At 73.6% G+C, this 13,975-nt stretch carries 15 protein-coding genes; 7 read left to right on the top strand and 8 right to left on the bottom strand.

The window, feature by feature from the left end; genetic code table 11:
• Nucleotides 1–3: 3 nt before the first annotated feature.
• On the top strand, nucleotides 4–543 hold the full coding sequence (locus RM555_RS01670; protein ID WP_311410064.1) for a SixA phosphatase family protein: 540 nt from the start codon (nucleotides 4–6) through the stop codon (nucleotides 541–543).
• Between the two features lie 80 nt (nucleotides 544–623).
• Here the strand turns inward: RM555_RS01670 and RM555_RS01665 are convergent, their stop codons facing one another.
• The 4 genes from RM555_RS01665 to RM555_RS01650 form a co-directional block, all read right to left on the bottom strand.
• Entirely contained in the window at nucleotides 624–893 is a 270-nt protein-coding gene (locus RM555_RS01665) for a DUF6458 family protein (RefSeq protein WP_013730795.1), read from the bottom strand.
• 908 nt (nucleotides 894–1,801) lie between these two features.
• Nucleotides 1,802–3,658 carry an acyl-CoA dehydrogenase gene (locus RM555_RS01660; RefSeq protein ID WP_311410063.1) on the bottom strand — a complete coding sequence of 619 codons (1,857 nt, stop codon included), beginning with the start codon at nucleotides 3,656–3,658 and terminating at the stop codon, nucleotides 1,802–1,804.
• 151 nt (nucleotides 3,659–3,809) lie between these two features.
• Nucleotides 3,810–4,937: a PP2C family protein-serine/threonine phosphatase gene (locus RM555_RS01655; RefSeq protein ID WP_132235288.1), complete on the bottom strand. Its 1,128-nt coding sequence runs from the start codon at nucleotides 4,935–4,937 to the stop codon at nucleotides 3,810–3,812.
• A 100-nt stretch (nucleotides 4,938–5,037) separates the two neighbouring features.
• On the bottom strand, nucleotides 5,038–5,679 hold the full coding sequence (locus RM555_RS01650; protein WP_311410062.1) for a septal ring lytic transglycosylase RlpA family protein: 642 nt from the start codon (nucleotides 5,677–5,679) through the stop codon (nucleotides 5,038–5,040).
• Nucleotides 5,680–5,909: 230 nt separating this feature from the next.
• Between RM555_RS01650 and RM555_RS01645 the strand changes: the two genes are divergently transcribed.
• A complete protein-coding gene (locus RM555_RS01645) occupies nucleotides 5,910–6,461 on the top strand; it encodes a phosphoribosyltransferase family protein (RefSeq protein WP_311410061.1) in 552 nt (183 codons plus the stop codon).
• A 33-nt stretch (nucleotides 6,462–6,494) separates the two neighbouring features.
• Nucleotides 6,495–7,691: a hypothetical protein gene (locus tag RM555_RS01640; RefSeq protein ID WP_311410060.1), complete on the top strand. Its 1,197-nt coding sequence runs from the start codon at nucleotides 6,495–6,497 to the stop codon at nucleotides 7,689–7,691.
• Here RM555_RS01640 and RM555_RS01635 read toward each other — a convergent pair.
• The gene (locus RM555_RS01635) at nucleotides 7,679–8,215 is read right to left on the bottom strand and encodes an alpha/beta fold hydrolase (RefSeq protein ID WP_311410059.1); all 537 of its coding nucleotides are present in this window, start codon (nucleotides 8,213–8,215) and stop codon (nucleotides 7,679–7,681) included. The genes RM555_RS01640 and RM555_RS01635 overlap by 13 nt on opposite strands.
• Nucleotides 8,216–8,319: 104 nt before the next feature.
• On the opposite strand from RM555_RS01635, the gene RM555_RS01630 reads away from it, so the two are divergent.
• Nucleotides 8,320–8,751, top strand: coding sequence for an ASCH domain-containing protein (locus RM555_RS01630; RefSeq protein ID WP_311410058.1), 432 nt, complete (start codon nucleotides 8,320–8,322; stop codon nucleotides 8,749–8,751).
• A 57-nt stretch (nucleotides 8,752–8,808) separates the two neighbouring features.
• Here RM555_RS01630 and RM555_RS01625 read toward each other — a convergent pair whose 3' ends face one another.
• Nucleotides 8,809–9,690 carry an LLM class flavin-dependent oxidoreductase gene (locus tag RM555_RS01625; protein ID WP_311410057.1) on the bottom strand — a complete coding sequence of 294 codons (882 nt, stop codon included), beginning with the start codon at nucleotides 9,688–9,690 and terminating at the stop codon, nucleotides 8,809–8,811.
• A 105-nt stretch (nucleotides 9,691–9,795) separates the two neighbouring features.
• Between RM555_RS01625 and RM555_RS01620 the strand changes: the two genes are divergently transcribed.
• A complete protein-coding gene (locus RM555_RS01620; RefSeq protein WP_311410108.1) occupies nucleotides 9,796–10,116 on the top strand; it encodes a PadR family transcriptional regulator in 321 nt (106 codons plus the stop codon).
• A 45-nt stretch (nucleotides 10,117–10,161) separates the two neighbouring features.
• Nucleotides 10,162–11,259 carry a hypothetical protein gene (locus RM555_RS01615; RefSeq protein WP_311410056.1) on the top strand — a complete coding sequence of 366 codons (1,098 nt, stop codon included), beginning with the start codon at nucleotides 10,162–10,164 and terminating at the stop codon, nucleotides 11,257–11,259.
• 105 nt (nucleotides 11,260–11,364) lie between these two features.
• Here RM555_RS01615 and RM555_RS01610 read toward each other — a convergent pair whose 3' ends face one another.
• Nucleotides 11,365–12,144: a DUF4253 domain-containing protein gene (locus RM555_RS01610; protein ID WP_311410055.1), complete on the bottom strand. Its 780-nt coding sequence runs from the start codon at nucleotides 12,142–12,144 to the stop codon at nucleotides 11,365–11,367.
• Nucleotides 12,145–12,352: 208 nt separating this feature from the next.
• Here RM555_RS01610 and RM555_RS01605 point away from each other — a divergent pair, with 208 nt between their 5' ends.
• Nucleotides 12,353–12,898, top strand: coding sequence for a nucleotidyltransferase domain-containing protein (locus RM555_RS01605; protein ID WP_311410054.1), 546 nt, complete (start codon nucleotides 12,353–12,355; stop codon nucleotides 12,896–12,898).
• On the opposite strand, the gene RM555_RS01600 is transcribed toward RM555_RS01605, so the two are convergent.
• A complete protein-coding gene (locus RM555_RS01600) occupies nucleotides 12,843–13,553 on the bottom strand; it encodes an SAM-dependent methyltransferase (RefSeq protein ID WP_311410053.1) in 711 nt (236 codons plus the stop codon). The genes RM555_RS01605 and RM555_RS01600 overlap by 56 nt on opposite strands.
• Nucleotides 13,554–13,975: the final 422 nt, after the last annotated feature.

The raw sequence follows: 13,975 nt of genomic DNA, 5'->3' as shown, positions 1-13,975 counted from the left end.
GGCATGACGGACGCTTCCGCCCGGGGACGCAGGCTGGTGTTGCTCCGGCACGCCAAGGCCGAGCCGCCCGGGGAGGTGGTGCCGGACGTGCAGCGTCCCCTGGCGGTACGGGGTCAGGCCGACGCGGCCGCGGCCGGCGCCTGGCTGGCCAAGCACGACCTACTGCCGGACGTGGTCATCTGCTCGACCGCCCGGCGCACCCGGGAGACGTGGCACAGCGTGGCGATGGGCATGACCGGCTCCCCACCGGAGGGCGGCTCGGCCGGCCCCGCTCCCGTCGTGCGCTACGAGGCCGACGCGTACGAGGCGCACCCAGAGGACCTGCTGACACTGGTCCGGGACGTCGACCCGACCGCCCGTACGGTGCTGCTGATCGCACACAACCCGGGCATCTCGCTCCTCTCGGCGCTGCTCGACCCGGAGCGGGCGGACCAGGATGGAATGCGCACCAGCGACGTGGTGGTGCACCGGCCCGACGTCGACTGGCCGGAGCTGCGCCCGAGCAGGGCTCCGATCACCGACCGGCACACCGCACGTGGCTGAGCCACCCGCCGGTACGTGGCGGGTGGCTCAACCGCAGGCACCGCTGGTGGCGGTGGCGGCGCCGTGGCGGTGGCGGTGACTCAGGACGGTGGCGCCGTCGGCGGCGGCGGATCGGGCGGCGGTGGCATCATCGCGGTCGGGTGCGAGAGCCGGTTCTCCTCGACGATCAGGGTCCGCGCCCGCTTGCGCCGGTCCTGCCAGAACCAGAGCGTGGTGAGCAGGACGCCCAGCCCGGCCAGGATGAACACCCAGCCGACCGCGCGCAGGTCGACCCACCAGACGTTGGCTCTGATGGCGAAGGTCAGGATCGCGCCGATGGCGATCAGGAAGATTCCGCTACCAATGCCCATGTGCGCTGCACTCCCCCGTGCGGTGGCTCTGGGCGTTCTCTGACGTGGCCTCGCGACGGTTACCCGCCACACCGCCCGGCTACCCGGATGGCGTCCCCGAATAGCCAGCGGAACCCGCACCATCGGGCCAGCCACCGCTCTTCCCACCCGACCCGATTGCGCCGCCACGACTACACACGGCGACCGCAGCCCCTTAAATCCGTGCCGCTACTCCCCGTAACTACGGCCACTAGGCAGCACCACCCGCAAAACGGGCATCAATGCCTAATTGTTAACCAGTAGGTACGACCTGAAGCCCTCACCGGCACCCCTTCCCCGAACGCTTTGCTCTGCATCCATGGACGCAACAGACACCCAGAGTTGGTGGCGCCTCCGCGGATGCAGAGCAAAGGACGGCGAGGAGCAAGTCGGAGAGGCGGCCGATTGATGACGCTGCGTGATCGGCTTGACCCCAGACCCACTCCGCCCAGCCCCGCCTAGACCCGGCCCCGCCCAGCCCCGACCTGGACCCAGCCCCGCCCAGGTCCGGCCCCGCCCCTGCCCGCGCTTCCGCACCCTTTTCAGTGTTGATCATGAGGTTGTTGCCTTGGAATGCGCTTTCCGTAGGCAATAACTTCATGATCAACCTGTGCGGCGCGGCGCGGCGCGGCGCCGGGTGGGGTGGGGCGGTGCGGACAGCGCCGGGCGGCGGCCTGACGTGCCTCCTGGCGCAGGGTGCGGGCCGCCGACGAAAGGCAGCGGAACCAGGCTCGCGACGGTCGGAGGCAGCGAGACCAGGCTCGGGGCGGTTTCGGGGAAGGGGGGGTGGACGACGGCGGCCGGCGAGCTGTTGCCCGCCGGCCGTCGGGCCGATCATGTCCGGGTCGTTCCCGACCCCGCCGTCGCGCCGTGGGGCGCTACGGCGTATCTCAGAAGGCTTCCTCCGGGAGGTCCATGACGTCCAGGTCGGTGCTCTCGACGATCCGCCGGTCGGCGCCGATGCGGGGCAGCACCTCGCGGGCGAAGAACCGGGCGGCGGCCACCTTGCCGGTGTAGAACGCCTTGTTGGCGGCGGAGACCTCGCCGGCCAGGGCCTTCAGGGCCACGTCGGCCTGCTTCTGCAGCAGCCAACCGACGACCAGGTCGCCGATCGCCAGCAGGAAGCGGCGGCTGCTCAGGCCGACCTTGTAGAGCGCCCGGGTGTCGCCGCCCTGCGCCTCGCCCAGCCAGCCGGTCATGACGCCCAGCATGGTCTGGATCTCGGCGAGCGCCTTGCCCAGCGCCAGCCGCTCCTCCTTGAGCTGACCGTTGCCGGCCTCGGTGGCGATGAACTCCTGGATCTCGCCGGCGACCGCCATCAGGGCCTTGCCGTTGTCCCGGACGATCTTGCGGAAGATCAGGTCGAGGCTCTGGATCGCGGTCGTGCCCTCGTAGAGGGTATCGATCTTCGCGTCCCGGACGTACTGCTCCAGGGGGTAGTCCTGGAGGAAGCCGGAGCCACCGAAGGTCTGCAGCGACTCGTGCCCGAGCAGCTCGTACGCCCGCTCCGAGCCGACGCCCTTGACCAGCGGGAGGAGCAGGTCGTTGACCCGCTTGGCGAGCTTGGTCGCCTTCTCGTCGCCCGCCGCCTCGGCGATGGCGACCTTGTCCTGCCAGGTGGCGGTGTAGCAGACCAGGGCGCGCAGGCCCTCGGCGTACGCCTTCTGCAGCAGCAGCGAGCGGCGCACGTCCGGGTGGTGGGTGATCGTGACGCGCGGTGCGGTCTTGTCCGCCATGTGGGTCAGGTCGGCGCCCTGCACCCGGCTCTTGGCGTACTCCAGGGCGTTCAGGTAGCCGGTCGAGAGGGTGGCGATGGCCTTGGTGCCGACCATCATCCGGGCGTTCTCGATGATCATGAACATCTGCCGGATGCCCTCGTGCTTCTCGCCCAGCAGCCAGCCCTTGGCCGGTACGCCGTGCTCGCCGAAGGTCACCTCGCAGGTGTTGGAGACCTTCAGGCCCATCTTGTGCTCGACGTTGGTGGCGAAGACGCCGTTGCGCTCGCCCAGCTCGCCGGTGTTCTCGTCGAAGTGGTACTTCGGCACCACGAAGAGGGAGAGGCCCTTGGTGCCCGGGCCACCGACACCCTCGACGCCGACCGGGCGGGCCAGCACGTAGTGGATGATGTTGTCGCTCAGGTCGTGCTCGGCGGACGTGATGAAGCGCTTCACGCCCTCGATGTGCCAGGAGCCGTCGGGCTGCTGGATGGCGCGGGCCCGGCCGGCACCCACGTCCGAGCCGGCGTCCGGCTCGGTGAGCACCATCGTGGAGCCCCACTGCTTGTCGGCGAAGAGCTTCGCCCACCGCTTCTGCTGCTCGGTGCCCTCGACGTGCAGCACGTGCGCGAAGGACGGGCCGGAGGAGTACATCCACACGGCGGCGTTGGCGCCGAGGATCAGCTCGGCGAGGGACCACACGAGCGCCCGGGGCGCGTTGCTGCCGTCCAGCTCCGTCGGGAGCTCCAGCCGCCAGAACTCGGAGTTCATGAACGCCCGGTACGACTTCTTGAACGACTCCGGCAGCGGCGCGGTGTGCGTGGCCGGGTCGAAGACCGGCGGGTTGCGGTCGCTGTCCGTGTAGCTGGCGGCCAGATCCTCACGGGCGAGGCGGTCGACCTCGGCGAGGATGTCGCGTGCGGTGTCGACGTCCAGGTCCGTGTACGGCTCCTGGCTGAACGCCTGGTCCGCCCCGAAGACCTCGAAGAGGTTGAACTCGAGGTCCCGAAGGTTGCTCTTGTAGTGGGTCATGCTCGCTGGCCCCGCTTCCGGACAGGTGTTACCGATCAGTAACTCCAGACTGTATTACCGATGGGTAGGCAGCGACAAGCCGATCACCGAAGTGACGGCGATTACACACTTGCCGTTCGGGTTGCGGAAGCGGGCGCCGAGCGGCCCCGGCTCAGCTCTCGGCCGCGCCGACTTCCCAGCTGGGGACGGCCACCGTGGCGGCGCCGCGCGAGCCCGTGTACTCCATCAGGACCAGGGCGATGTCGTCGTCGAGCCGGCCGTGCACCCACTCGACCAGGGCGGTCTCCAGCGAGGCGAGCCCGTCGCCGACGGTGCCGTGGCCGAGCAGCCGCCAGGCCCGGTCGGCGGTCGGGAAGAACTCCCCGTCCCGGCGGGCCTCGCCGAGCCCGTCGGTGAAGAGCAGCAGCCGGTCGCCGGGCTCCAGCCGCTCGACCCGGGGGCGTACCACCGGCATGAAGCCCAGCGGCGGGGCGGGGGCCGGCGGTTCGAGCGGGATGACGGCGCCCCGGCGCAGCAGCAGCGGCGGCGGGTGGCCGCAGTTGACGATGGTGAGCGTCCCGCCCCGCTCCTCGACCAGCGCGGCGGTGACGAAGTCCTCGTCGCCCACGCTCCGGGCCACCGCCCGGTCCAGGTCGGTCACGACGGCCCGCAGGTCCGCCCGCTCGTACGCCACGTGCCGGTACGAACCCAGCACGATGCTGGCGAGCCGGACCGCGTCGAGGCCCTTGCCCCGCACGTCACCGATGATCATCCGCACCCCGTACGGCGTGTCGACCGCCTCGTACAGGTCGCCGCCGATCTCGGCGGTGGCGGTGGACGAGATGTACCTGGCGGCCACCGAGAGCGTGCCGACCTGTGGCCCGAGCGGGCGCAGCACTGCCTGCTGGGCGACCGAGGCCAGCCGGGACAGCTCGGCGATCCGTTCGGCCTGCCGCTGCCGTACGGCCGCCGTGGCCACCGCGATGGCGGTGCCCAGCGCGATGCCCGCGACGGCGACCGTGGTGGGAAGCGCCACGGTCTCCTCCCAGAGCGCGAAGCCGGCCCCGAGGGCGGTGGCGGCCAGGCCCACGCCGAGCACGATCCGCCACGACGCCAGCGCGGCGGTCAGGAACGGCGCGGCCACCATGAGCGCGATGTAGTTCGCCGGGCGGCCGTCGGCCAGTTCCACGGCCGAGACGATCGCGAGCAGGACGAAGGCCGCGCCGAGGCCGGCGCGGGATCCGGGGCTCAGTGGGCCGGGGCCCGACTGGAAGGGTCGCGTGCGTACGAGGGACAGCATGCCTGATGGACGTGAGCGGGTGAATGAACCTGGCCCGTCGTCCGAGCATGTTCTGCCCACCCGGACCGTGTCGCCGGACCGATCGCCACCCGGCCGACGCTCAGCCGAGCACCTCGTAGCGGACGTCCACGTGGCCGGCGTCGAGCGAGGCGATCTGGGCGAACGCGGCCCGGGACAGGTCGAGGCAACGCCCCGCGATGAACGGGCCACGGTCGTTGACGCGCACCGTCACGGACTTGCCGTTCGCCGGGTTGGTGACCCGGACCTTCGTGTTGAACGGCAGGGTCTTGTGGGCGGCGGTCAGCGCGGACGGATCGAAGTTCTCGCCGTTGGCGGTGAGCTGCCCCTCGGAATAGAACGACGCGCCGCACGAGCCGCTGTCGACGACCGGGCGGGCGGTGCTGCTCTTCTTCGTCGCGGTGGGCTTCGGCGCGGCGGTGCGTGGCTTGCTCCGGGAGGGGGCCTGGGCGGACCGGCTGGCCCTGGGGCTGGCGGTCGCGCTCGGCGACGCGCTGGCGCTCGGCGTAACGGCCGGCGGGGCTGCCGGCGAGGTGGGGGCCGCCGGGGTCGGCAGGTCGCTGGGCGCGAGGTCGACCGCGGCCGGCCGGGCGGGCTCCGCGCCTGAGGTCAGCTGGACGGCGCCGACGGTGCCGCCGACGGCGAGGGCGACCCCGACCGCTGCGGTGGCCGCGAGGCCGGCCGGCGAGGAGAACATGCGGGTACGGGAGTGCCTGCCAGCCACCGGCCCGGTCCTTTCGTCATCTGAACAAACCGGGTCGGACCGTAACGAGAGAAGCACATCCGAAGTCAACGTGATCATGGTGGTATGACCGTAATTGCAGTGATACGTGTACCCGATCATCCGACCCGACGTGGGCCGGGCGGCCCGGGTGCGGGGCGGACCGCCCGGCCCGGTCCCCGTCGGGGTCACCCACTCGACGGCCAGCCAGACCGCGTGGCGCAGGATGGGCCATGCCCTCCGAGCTGAGCGGACGCCTCGCCGCGCTGGTCAGGTGGATCGATCCCGGCCCCGGCGCCACCCATCTGGTCAGCGACGTCTCCGGCTGGTGGCGGGACCCGGAGGTCCTCGCCCGGCTGGGACCGGCCCTCGTGGAGCCGTTCCGGGCCGCCCGGCCGACGGTGGTCGTCTCGCCGGCGGTCACCGGATACCTGCTCGGTCCGCTCGCCGCGACGGCGCTCGGCGTCGGCTTCGTGCCGGCGCACAAGCCGGGCGACGGCCGGCTGCCCGCCGGGGCGCTCACCTGGGCGCAGAGCCCACCGGACTTCCGGGGCCGACGGGTCGACCTGGCCGTGCGGGACCACGGCCTGCAAAGGGGTGACCGGGTGCTGGTGGTGGACGACTGGGTGGCCACCGGGGCACAGGTGCGCGCGCTCTACGAGATCTGCGCCGCGCGGGGCGCGGAACCGGTCGGCACCGCCGCGGTCGTGCTGGACTGCCCTCCGGCGATCGCCACCGAGCTGCGCGTGCGGGGGCTCGTGGACGGGGCGGACCTCACGGCTTGACCTGAACCTCGGTTGAGGTCGGAGGATCGCCGCATGGGTGAGGAGATCCTGGACGAGGCGTACCGACGGCTGCACCGCACCGGCCCCGAGTACGAGGGCTGGCTCTCGAACCACGGGCCGATGGCCGTGGAGGCGCTGGTCCGGCACGGCCACGACGGGGTGGTGCACCGCTGGCTGGACGCGTACCTGGGGCGGTTGGACGAGCTGCCGCGCGGCCTGCGGCCGATCGGGGACTGGCGCGAGGCGCTCGGCGACCCGAAGCGGGCCGGGGACTGGCTCACCCACTTCGACCGGGAGCTGCGGGGACGGCCCTGGCGGGAGGTGCTCGGCACCTGGTGGCCCCGGCTGCTGCCGGGCATCGCCGCCGGCGCCACCCACGGCGTCATCCGGGTCGGTCACGCCGTCCGCGCCCTGGGGGCACCCACCTCGTCCACGGGCGGGGCGGCGGAGCGCCCCGAGCGGCTCGCCGAGCTGGGCCAGGCCCTCGCCTACTGGGCCGCCCGGTGGCAGCCGGTCCCCGGCGCCGCCCGACCCAGCGGTGCGGGGTCGGTCGACCCGGGTCACGCCGCGTCGGCCGGGGAAGGCGCTGTCCCCGGCGACGGCCACGCCCGGCCGGACGCACGGCACCCGTCGACCGCGGGCGGCCCGGCCGGACGAGACCTGCCGACCCCGGGCACCCCGGTCGCCAGCGATGTGGAGCCGCACGTCGCCGCCGCGCTGGCCGGGTTGCCCCGCATCGCCGACCGGACCGGGGGCATCCGGGAACGACTGGGCCGGCTGCCGGCCGTACCGCGGTGGCCGGCCGCAGTGGCGGCGCTGCGGCCGGCGGGGACACCGGCCGGGGCCGAGCGGGACCTGGTCGCGCTGGTGCACGGCGCCAGCCTCGACTACCTGCGCTTCGGGCACGCCGAGCCCGTGATGCTGGTGCACGCGGTGACCGCCCCGACCGCGGTGCTGCGTACGCTGCCGGCTCTCGATCCGGCGCTGTGGGCGGCGAGCGTCGCTGCGGCCTGGTCCGCGACGGCGGCCGTGACCTCGGTGTACGCCCCGACGCACCCGGCCACGCCAGCGGCGGTGGCTGCCGGCGCCCCGGCGGAGGTCTTCGCCCGGGCCGCCCGGCACGGCGACGCGCACGTGGTGAAGCTGGCCGACGCGGTGCTGGACGCGCACGCGGCGAGCGGCGACGAGCGGGTGCTCGCCGCCGCCGGCTATGCCGGTCACCTGATCTGAACGAAGTCCTCGACGGCCGTGCAGACCCTGCCGAGCGCCTCCGCCGAGCGGGCCAACGGGCCCGGCACCATCAGCGCGTGGTCGGCCTGCTCGATCTCCACCACGTGCGGGGTGAGCCGACGGGCGAGCGGGCCGTCCCAGGACGGGTCCGCCGTGCCGCCCACCAGCAGGAACGGCGCGGTGGCGCGGCGCAGCCCGTCGACCACGGCGGGCACGTGCAGCAGCGGGGTGAGCCAGACGGCCGGCAGCCCGCGGTCGGCCGCGAGCGGCGTGGCCATCGATCCGAGCGACTTGCCGACCAGCAGGTGCGTCGGCTCGGCGAGGGTCGGGGCGACCTGCCCGACCACCCATTCGATGGCCGGCCCCGGCCCGTCGCGGTCGGGGGCGAACTGCTCCGGCACCTCCCACGAGAGGGCGTGCAGGGCGTAGCCGACGCGGCGCAGCGCCTCGCCGGCGTAGACGAAGAGCGGGAACCGGGTGTCGTAGCCCCGGCCGGGGATGAGCACCGCGCGCCTGTCCGCCATGCCGCCTCCCGATCGTCGCCCCACCCACCGTAGCGCCCGCCGCACCGACGGTGGGGGCGGAAATGCCACGACGGGTGATCGACGGCGACGGTACGGTCGGCAGGATGTGGCCTCGGATCGGTGGACTGCGCACCCTCGCCCTCGGCACCCCCGGTGAACTGCGTACGCGGCTCAACGCCCTGGTGCTCGCCGGGGTGAAGACGGCGACCGCCGGGCTGACCACCGAGTACGCCGAGGAGGGTGAGGAGCTGGAGCACGCCGGCGAGCGGCTGGTCCTCGTCGACGACGGGGACGCGCTGGTCGGCGTCGTGGAGGTCACCGGCGTCGAGGTGGTCCGCTTCGCGGACGTGCCGTGGGACTTCGCCCGCTCCGAAGGGGAGGGGGATCGCTCCATCGAGGAGTGGCGCGCCGGTCACGCCGCCTACTGGGCGCGCGTGGGCACCCCCGTCACCGACGACAGCGAGGTCGTCTGCATCCGGTTCCGGCTGGTCTCCGGCGGCGACGGCGGCATCACCACCGGAGACCTCGGCACCTGAGCGTGCCGGTTCGACGCGTCCACCGGCCGGGCTGACGCCTCCGGCGACGGCGCCCGGTCAGGCGCGACGCAGCTCGGGCAGCAGGCGGGTGGCGACGTCCGCCAGGACGGCATCGTCGCCGGCGTACCAGCTGCTGGCCCGGGGCCAGTGGGTGACCACGTCGGTGAAGCCGAGGGCGGCGGCCCGGCCGACCTGGTCGGCGAAGAACTCGGCGCTGCGCAGCGAGAAGACCGGCGCGGAGTCGAGCGAGAGATAGCGGTCCAGGGTGCCCGGGTCGCGGCCGGCGGTGGCAAGCGTCGCGTCCATCCGGGCGGCGGCCTCGGCCACCCCGCTCCACCAGCCCTCCAGGTCGTCCTCGTCGGGGCCGGTGGTGACCCAGCCCTGACCGAAGCGCGCCACCAGCCGCATCGACCGGGGCCCGTTGGCGGCCATCACGAACGGCACCCGGGGCGTCTGTACGCAGCCCGGGTTGTTCCGCGCGTCCACGGCGGTGAACCACTCCCCGTGCCAGGTCGTGCCGTCCTCGCGCAGGATGAGGTCGAGCAGCTCGGTGAACTCGGCGAGCCGGTCCACCCGCTGGCGCGGCGGCAGCGTCTCCCCGCCCAGCACGGCCGAGTCGAAGCCGATGCCGCCGGCGCCGAGGCCGAGCAGCAGCCGCCCGCCGGAGACGTCGTCAAGTGCGGTGACCTGCCGGGCGAACGCCGCCGGGTGACGGAAGTTCGGCGAGGCGACCAGCGTGCCGAGCCGGACCCGGGAGGTCACCGTCGCGGCGGCGGTCAGCGTGGTCACGGAGTCGAACCAGGGCCCGTCGACCAGGTCCCGCCAGCCCAGGTGGTCGTACGTCCAGGCGTGGTCGAAGCCCCACTCGTCCGCCTGGGACCAGCGGCGACGCGAGTCGGACCAACGCTGGTCGGGAAGGATCACGATGCCAATCCGCATGATCGCCAGCCTAGGCCTCGTGGCGAAGGGCGGGCCAGGCCGTCGCGGTCGGGCGAGCCTTGACCATATATCGATGATCTGAATATGGTGTCGCCCGTGACCGCGATGCGAGAGCCGACCTTCCTGATCCTCACCGCGCTCGCCGGTGGCCCCCGGCACGGCTACGGCATCATCCGCGAGGTCACCGCCCTGTCCGCACAGCGCGTCACCCTGCTGCCGGGCACCCTCTACGCCGCGCTCGACCGGCTGCACGCCCAGGGGCTCATCGCGCCCGACCGCGAGGAGACCGTCGACGGCCGGCTCCGCCGCTACTACCGCCTCACCCCCGACGGGATCCGCGCCCTGGACGTCGAGACCGCCCGGCTGCGCCAGCTCGCCACCGCCGCCGAGAGCCGGCTGCGCGCGCTCCGCCCCGGCACCGCCTGACCGCCCGCACCGACCCGTCGGTGCGTACCGATCGGAAGGACAGTCATGCCGACGACCGGCGACCCGCTCGCCCGCCGCTACCGGCGGCTGCTCTTCTGCCACCCCCGCGCCTACCGGCAGGCCCGGGCCGACGAGATGGTCGGGGTCCTGCTGGACGCGGCGCCGCCGGACCGCACCCGGCCGACGCCGCGCGAGGCCGCCAACCTGATCCGGCACGGCCTGCGCTGCCGGCTGGGACGACCGGCCAGCCGCACGGTCGGCGTCTGGGCCACCCTCACCGCCGTCATCTACGGCCTGTTCTCCGCAGCCCTCGCCACCCGGGCCGCCTGGGAGACCTCCGCGCCGCAGCCCGACCGGACCGAGACGGCCGCCGTCTTCGCCGCCGTGCTGCCCGGTCACGAGCTCGGCGACGTCGACCTGGCGCCGGCGTTCTTCACCTTCTACAGCCAGCCGCTCACCGTCCGCGCGCTGGACAACCTGCTGCTCGGGGACGGCGGCGAATACCAGCAGAGCGCCGTCGTGGCCGGCGCGGCCGGCACACCCCCGATGCCCGCCGACGAGACGCTCGCCCTGGCGCAGCGGCGCCTGCGCGAGACCGGCTGGCAGGTGTACGAGCCGGAGGTCCGCAGCAACCCGGGCTGTGTCGACAAGACGTGCGTCCAGGTCGTCACGATCACCGACACCACCCTGCTCGCCCGGCGCGGCGACACGGTCCTCCAGCTCCAGGTGGCCGCCCCGCCCTCGCCCGACGGCAGCAACCTGTCGCTGGCGCTGAGCCGGACGGCCCCGCCGGCCGTGCTGCCGGCCGGCGTCGCCGGGGGCCTGCTGGGAGCGGCCCTCGGCTGGCTGGTCTTCGGCTGGGCCAGCCGGCGCACCGAGGCGGGGCATCCCGCCCGGGGAGCGGTCAGCGTCCTGCTCGCGATCACCCTGTTCCTCTGGTGGACGCCCGTACTGCTGACCGTTCCGAGCCTGTTCCAGCATCACCGCACCGAGCCGCACCCGACGTGGCACCCGCTGTGGGAGTGGCTGGGTCAGCCAACGGGCTCGCTGCTGTTCGTGGTGGGCGCGGCGAGCGCGCTGCTGGGGCTGGCGCTGGCCGCCGTACCCCGGCGCAGCCCGCAGCCGACGGCCGCCGTCGGCTGACGCCGGGCATCGGGCGGCGGGGCGACGTCGGAGGTGGCGGCGTCGGGCGGCGGCCGTGTCCGACGAAAGCTCTCCGGCGCCAGTCCTACCGGCTCTGCGCCGTCGTCAGTCCCACCAGAACGACCAGGAGTGCATGCCGAGGAGTTGGTCGGCGTAGGCGGTCAGGGATCCGGCGCCCTGCCAGACGTTGTCCGGGCAGAAGGCGAAGTGCTCGGCCGCGACTGCCAGGGCGTGCCCGGTGGACGTCGGTGGCGCGGCGACGCTGAGGTTCAGGGTGGCGAACCCGACGCCGACCACCCGTACGCCGAACCGGTCCTCCCAGCTGCGCAGCACCGCCGAGATCTCCCCGGCGTCGCCCGTGTGGTTCGTCGGGCTGGACCAGCCCACCACGGCCAGGGTGTCCGCGCTGCGGGCTGCCGGCACGAGCCCGAGACGCGTCCGCCCGTCCACGAGGAACTCCACGCACTCGTCGGCGAGCACGTCGGGTGGCTCCGCCAGGTCACCGGGCCTGGCGAGACCGGGCCAGTTGCGGCCGAACGGGGCCCTGGCGGCCGACGTCTCGTCCTCGTCGGCCGTCGTACAGCCGGCCCACCATCGGGCCAGCAACTCCGCCACGTCGTGGCGCTCCGGCGACGACATGTCTGCCGGAGACACCTCGCCGGCGACCCACGGGCGCCTCTCGTCGCTCGACAACCCGCTCAGCAGCAGCGGCCACAGCCCGGACTCCGGATGCCGCGACCGCATTCGCGCCCACAGTCCCGGATCGGCCGAAGCGTCGCTCAGCCAGTACGGCGGCGGTCCACCGTCCTCCGGCTCGACGGTGCGGCCGGGCGGCAGCGTCGCGGGCGGTAGCGAACTCAGCAACCGGGTCAGGTCCGAAATCACGGCGAGAGCGTAGGCGGCCCGTACGACCAATCCTGGCCCCTTCGCGACGGCCCCGGGCCTACGGGGCCTCGAACCGCTCGTCGTGCTGCGGCAACGCGCCTGGTCGCCGTCGATGCTCGGCGGGAACGCGGCGGTCTCGCCGCCGTCCGGCCGGCCGGCGGTGGAATTCGGTGGCTGAGCCCTGCCCGCAGAGGCTAGAACGGTGGTCGTGACCGCCGACACGGACGCCCACGAGGTCCACGCCGTCCTGGCCGCTCTCACCGCCGCCGGGTGCCGGGCCTGGATCGGCGGCGGCTGGGGCGTCGATGCGCTCGTCGGACACCAGACCCGTGCGCACCGCGACCTGGACCTGGCCATCGCCGCGGAGCAGGAGGCCGCGGCGTTGGGAGCTCTCGGCCGGCTCGGCTACGTCGTCGAGACCGACTGGCGGCCGGTCCGCGTCGAGGTCGTCGCCGACGGACGGGGGCGGGTCGACCTGCATCCGCTGACGTTCGACGAGGCCGGCGACGGCCACCAGGCCGGCCTCGACGGCGGCACCTTCCGCTGGCCGAAGGGCTGCTTCACCACCGGCACCATCGCCGGTCGCCGGGTCGACTGCATCTCGGTCACCCAGCAACTGCTGTTCCACAGCGGCTACGAACCGCGCGACGTGGACCGCGCCGACCTTGCCTGGCTGCACCGCCTCGCCGGCGAAGCGGTCAGGCCGGTGTCAGGATCAGCCAGCCGAAGCCGACGACGTCGCGGTAGCCGGTGAGGTATTCGACGCGCCGCTCGTCGGCGAACGCGCGCGCCTCCGGCGTGCCGAGGCGCTCGATGCCCGCGCGCCAGTCGGACTCGAAGTCGTCCCACTCGGCGAGGGTGGACACGGCGACGTGCAACGGTCGGAACCCGGCGTCCACGGCGAGCTGGGTCAGGCCGGCCAGGTCGGGCATGTCGCCGAAGATCTCGCGGACCTGTGCGCCGGGGCTGGCCTGGTAGAAGCCGTCAGCGAACAGCAGTCTGCCGCCGGGCAGGGTGAGCCGGTGCAGCGCGGCGAGGGCTCGCGCGGCGTCGCCCCAGATCTGGCCGGCCCCGACGTTGACGACGAGGTGGGCGGGCCGGTCCCAGGTGGCCGCGTCCGTGCCGTGGAACATGACCCGCTCGGCGGCTCCCCGTTCCGTCGCGCGCAGCCGGGCCCGTTCAGAGTCGACGGCGAGGCGTTCCACCCCGTCGCCGGCGATGCCGTGGGCCTCGCACAGCCGCAGGAGCAGCTCGCCGTCGCCGCAGCCCAGGTCCAGGGCCCGCCAGCCCGGCCCGGTGGGGGCCAGTCGCCGGACCAGGTCCGCCACCCGTTCCTCGCCGAGCGGCGCGTTGTAGGTCAGGTTGGCCGCGGCGGCGGCCAGGTACGTACTTCGGTCCTGGCTGTTCACCGGCACACGGTACGACAGTGGACCCGGGCCCGAGGGCGTCGAGATCGACGGTCGGGGCTCCCGTCCTGGTCGGGGTCTCGGCGTGGAACGATCATGCCCGTGGAGAGTCTGGGAGCCCTCGGCGCGGTGCTCTGCGGCGCGCTGAGTTGCCTCCTCGTCTGCCTGATGCTCTGTGCCGTCGCTGCGGCTTGGGCAGCGTGGCCCACACGCCGGAAGTAGCCAAGCCCGTCGCAGACGTTCAAGCGGCTCTGACACCGCGGCGGCCGACGTGGGGTTGGGACTCCTGTTCCTCGGCGGCGCGCTGCTCCAGCTCCATCGCACCCGGCGGGTTCCCCTCTTCGCCCGGCGGTGGGCGGTGACCGCGCCGTCCGTGTTAAGGAGCCGCACCACCGGCCGTGAAGCGCGAACGCCGGTGGCCGGTG

Origin of the sequence: Micromonospora reichwaldensis (assembly GCF_031845925.1) — a bacterium.
Lineage (GTDB): Bacteria > Actinomycetota > Actinomycetes > Mycobacteriales > Micromonosporaceae > Micromonospora > Micromonospora reichwaldensis.
This window is presented reverse-complemented; position numbering and strand designations above follow the sequence as displayed.

Excerpts from the sequence above, each read along its gene's own strand:
- RM555_RS01625 (WP_311410057.1), bottom strand. The coding sequence starts at position 9,690 with ATGCGGATTGGCATCGTGATCCTTCCCGACCAGCGTTGGTCCGACTCG.
- RM555_RS01640 (WP_311410060.1), top strand. The coding sequence starts at position 6,495 with ATGGGTGAGGAGATCCTGGACGAGGCGTACCGACGGCTGCACCGCACC.
- RM555_RS01670 (WP_311410064.1), top strand. The coding sequence starts at position 4 with ATGACGGACGCTTCCGCCCGGGGACGCAGGCTGGTGTTGCTCCGGCAC.
- RM555_RS01645 (WP_311410061.1), top strand. The coding sequence starts at position 5,910 with ATGCCCTCCGAGCTGAGCGGACGCCTCGCCGCGCTGGTCAGGTGGATC.
- RM555_RS01655 (WP_132235288.1), bottom strand. The coding sequence starts at position 4,937 with ATGCTGTCCCTCGTACGCACGCGACCCTTCCAGTCGGGCCCCGGCCCA.
- RM555_RS01620 (WP_311410108.1), top strand. The coding sequence starts at position 9,796 with ATGCGAGAGCCGACCTTCCTGATCCTCACCGCGCTCGCCGGTGGCCCC.
- RM555_RS01635 (WP_311410059.1), bottom strand. The coding sequence starts at position 8,215 with ATGGCGGACAGGCGCGCGGTGCTCATCCCCGGCCGGGGCTACGACACC.
- RM555_RS01615 (WP_311410056.1), top strand. The coding sequence starts at position 10,162 with ATGCCGACGACCGGCGACCCGCTCGCCCGCCGCTACCGGCGGCTGCTC.
- RM555_RS01665 (WP_013730795.1), bottom strand. The coding sequence starts at position 893 with ATGGGCATTGGTAGCGGAATCTTCCTGATCGCCATCGGCGCGATCCTG.
- RM555_RS01660 (WP_311410063.1), bottom strand. The coding sequence starts at position 3,658 with ATGACCCACTACAAGAGCAACCTTCGGGACCTCGAGTTCAACCTCTTC.
- RM555_RS01630 (WP_311410058.1), top strand. The coding sequence starts at position 8,320 with ATGTGGCCTCGGATCGGTGGACTGCGCACCCTCGCCCTCGGCACCCCC.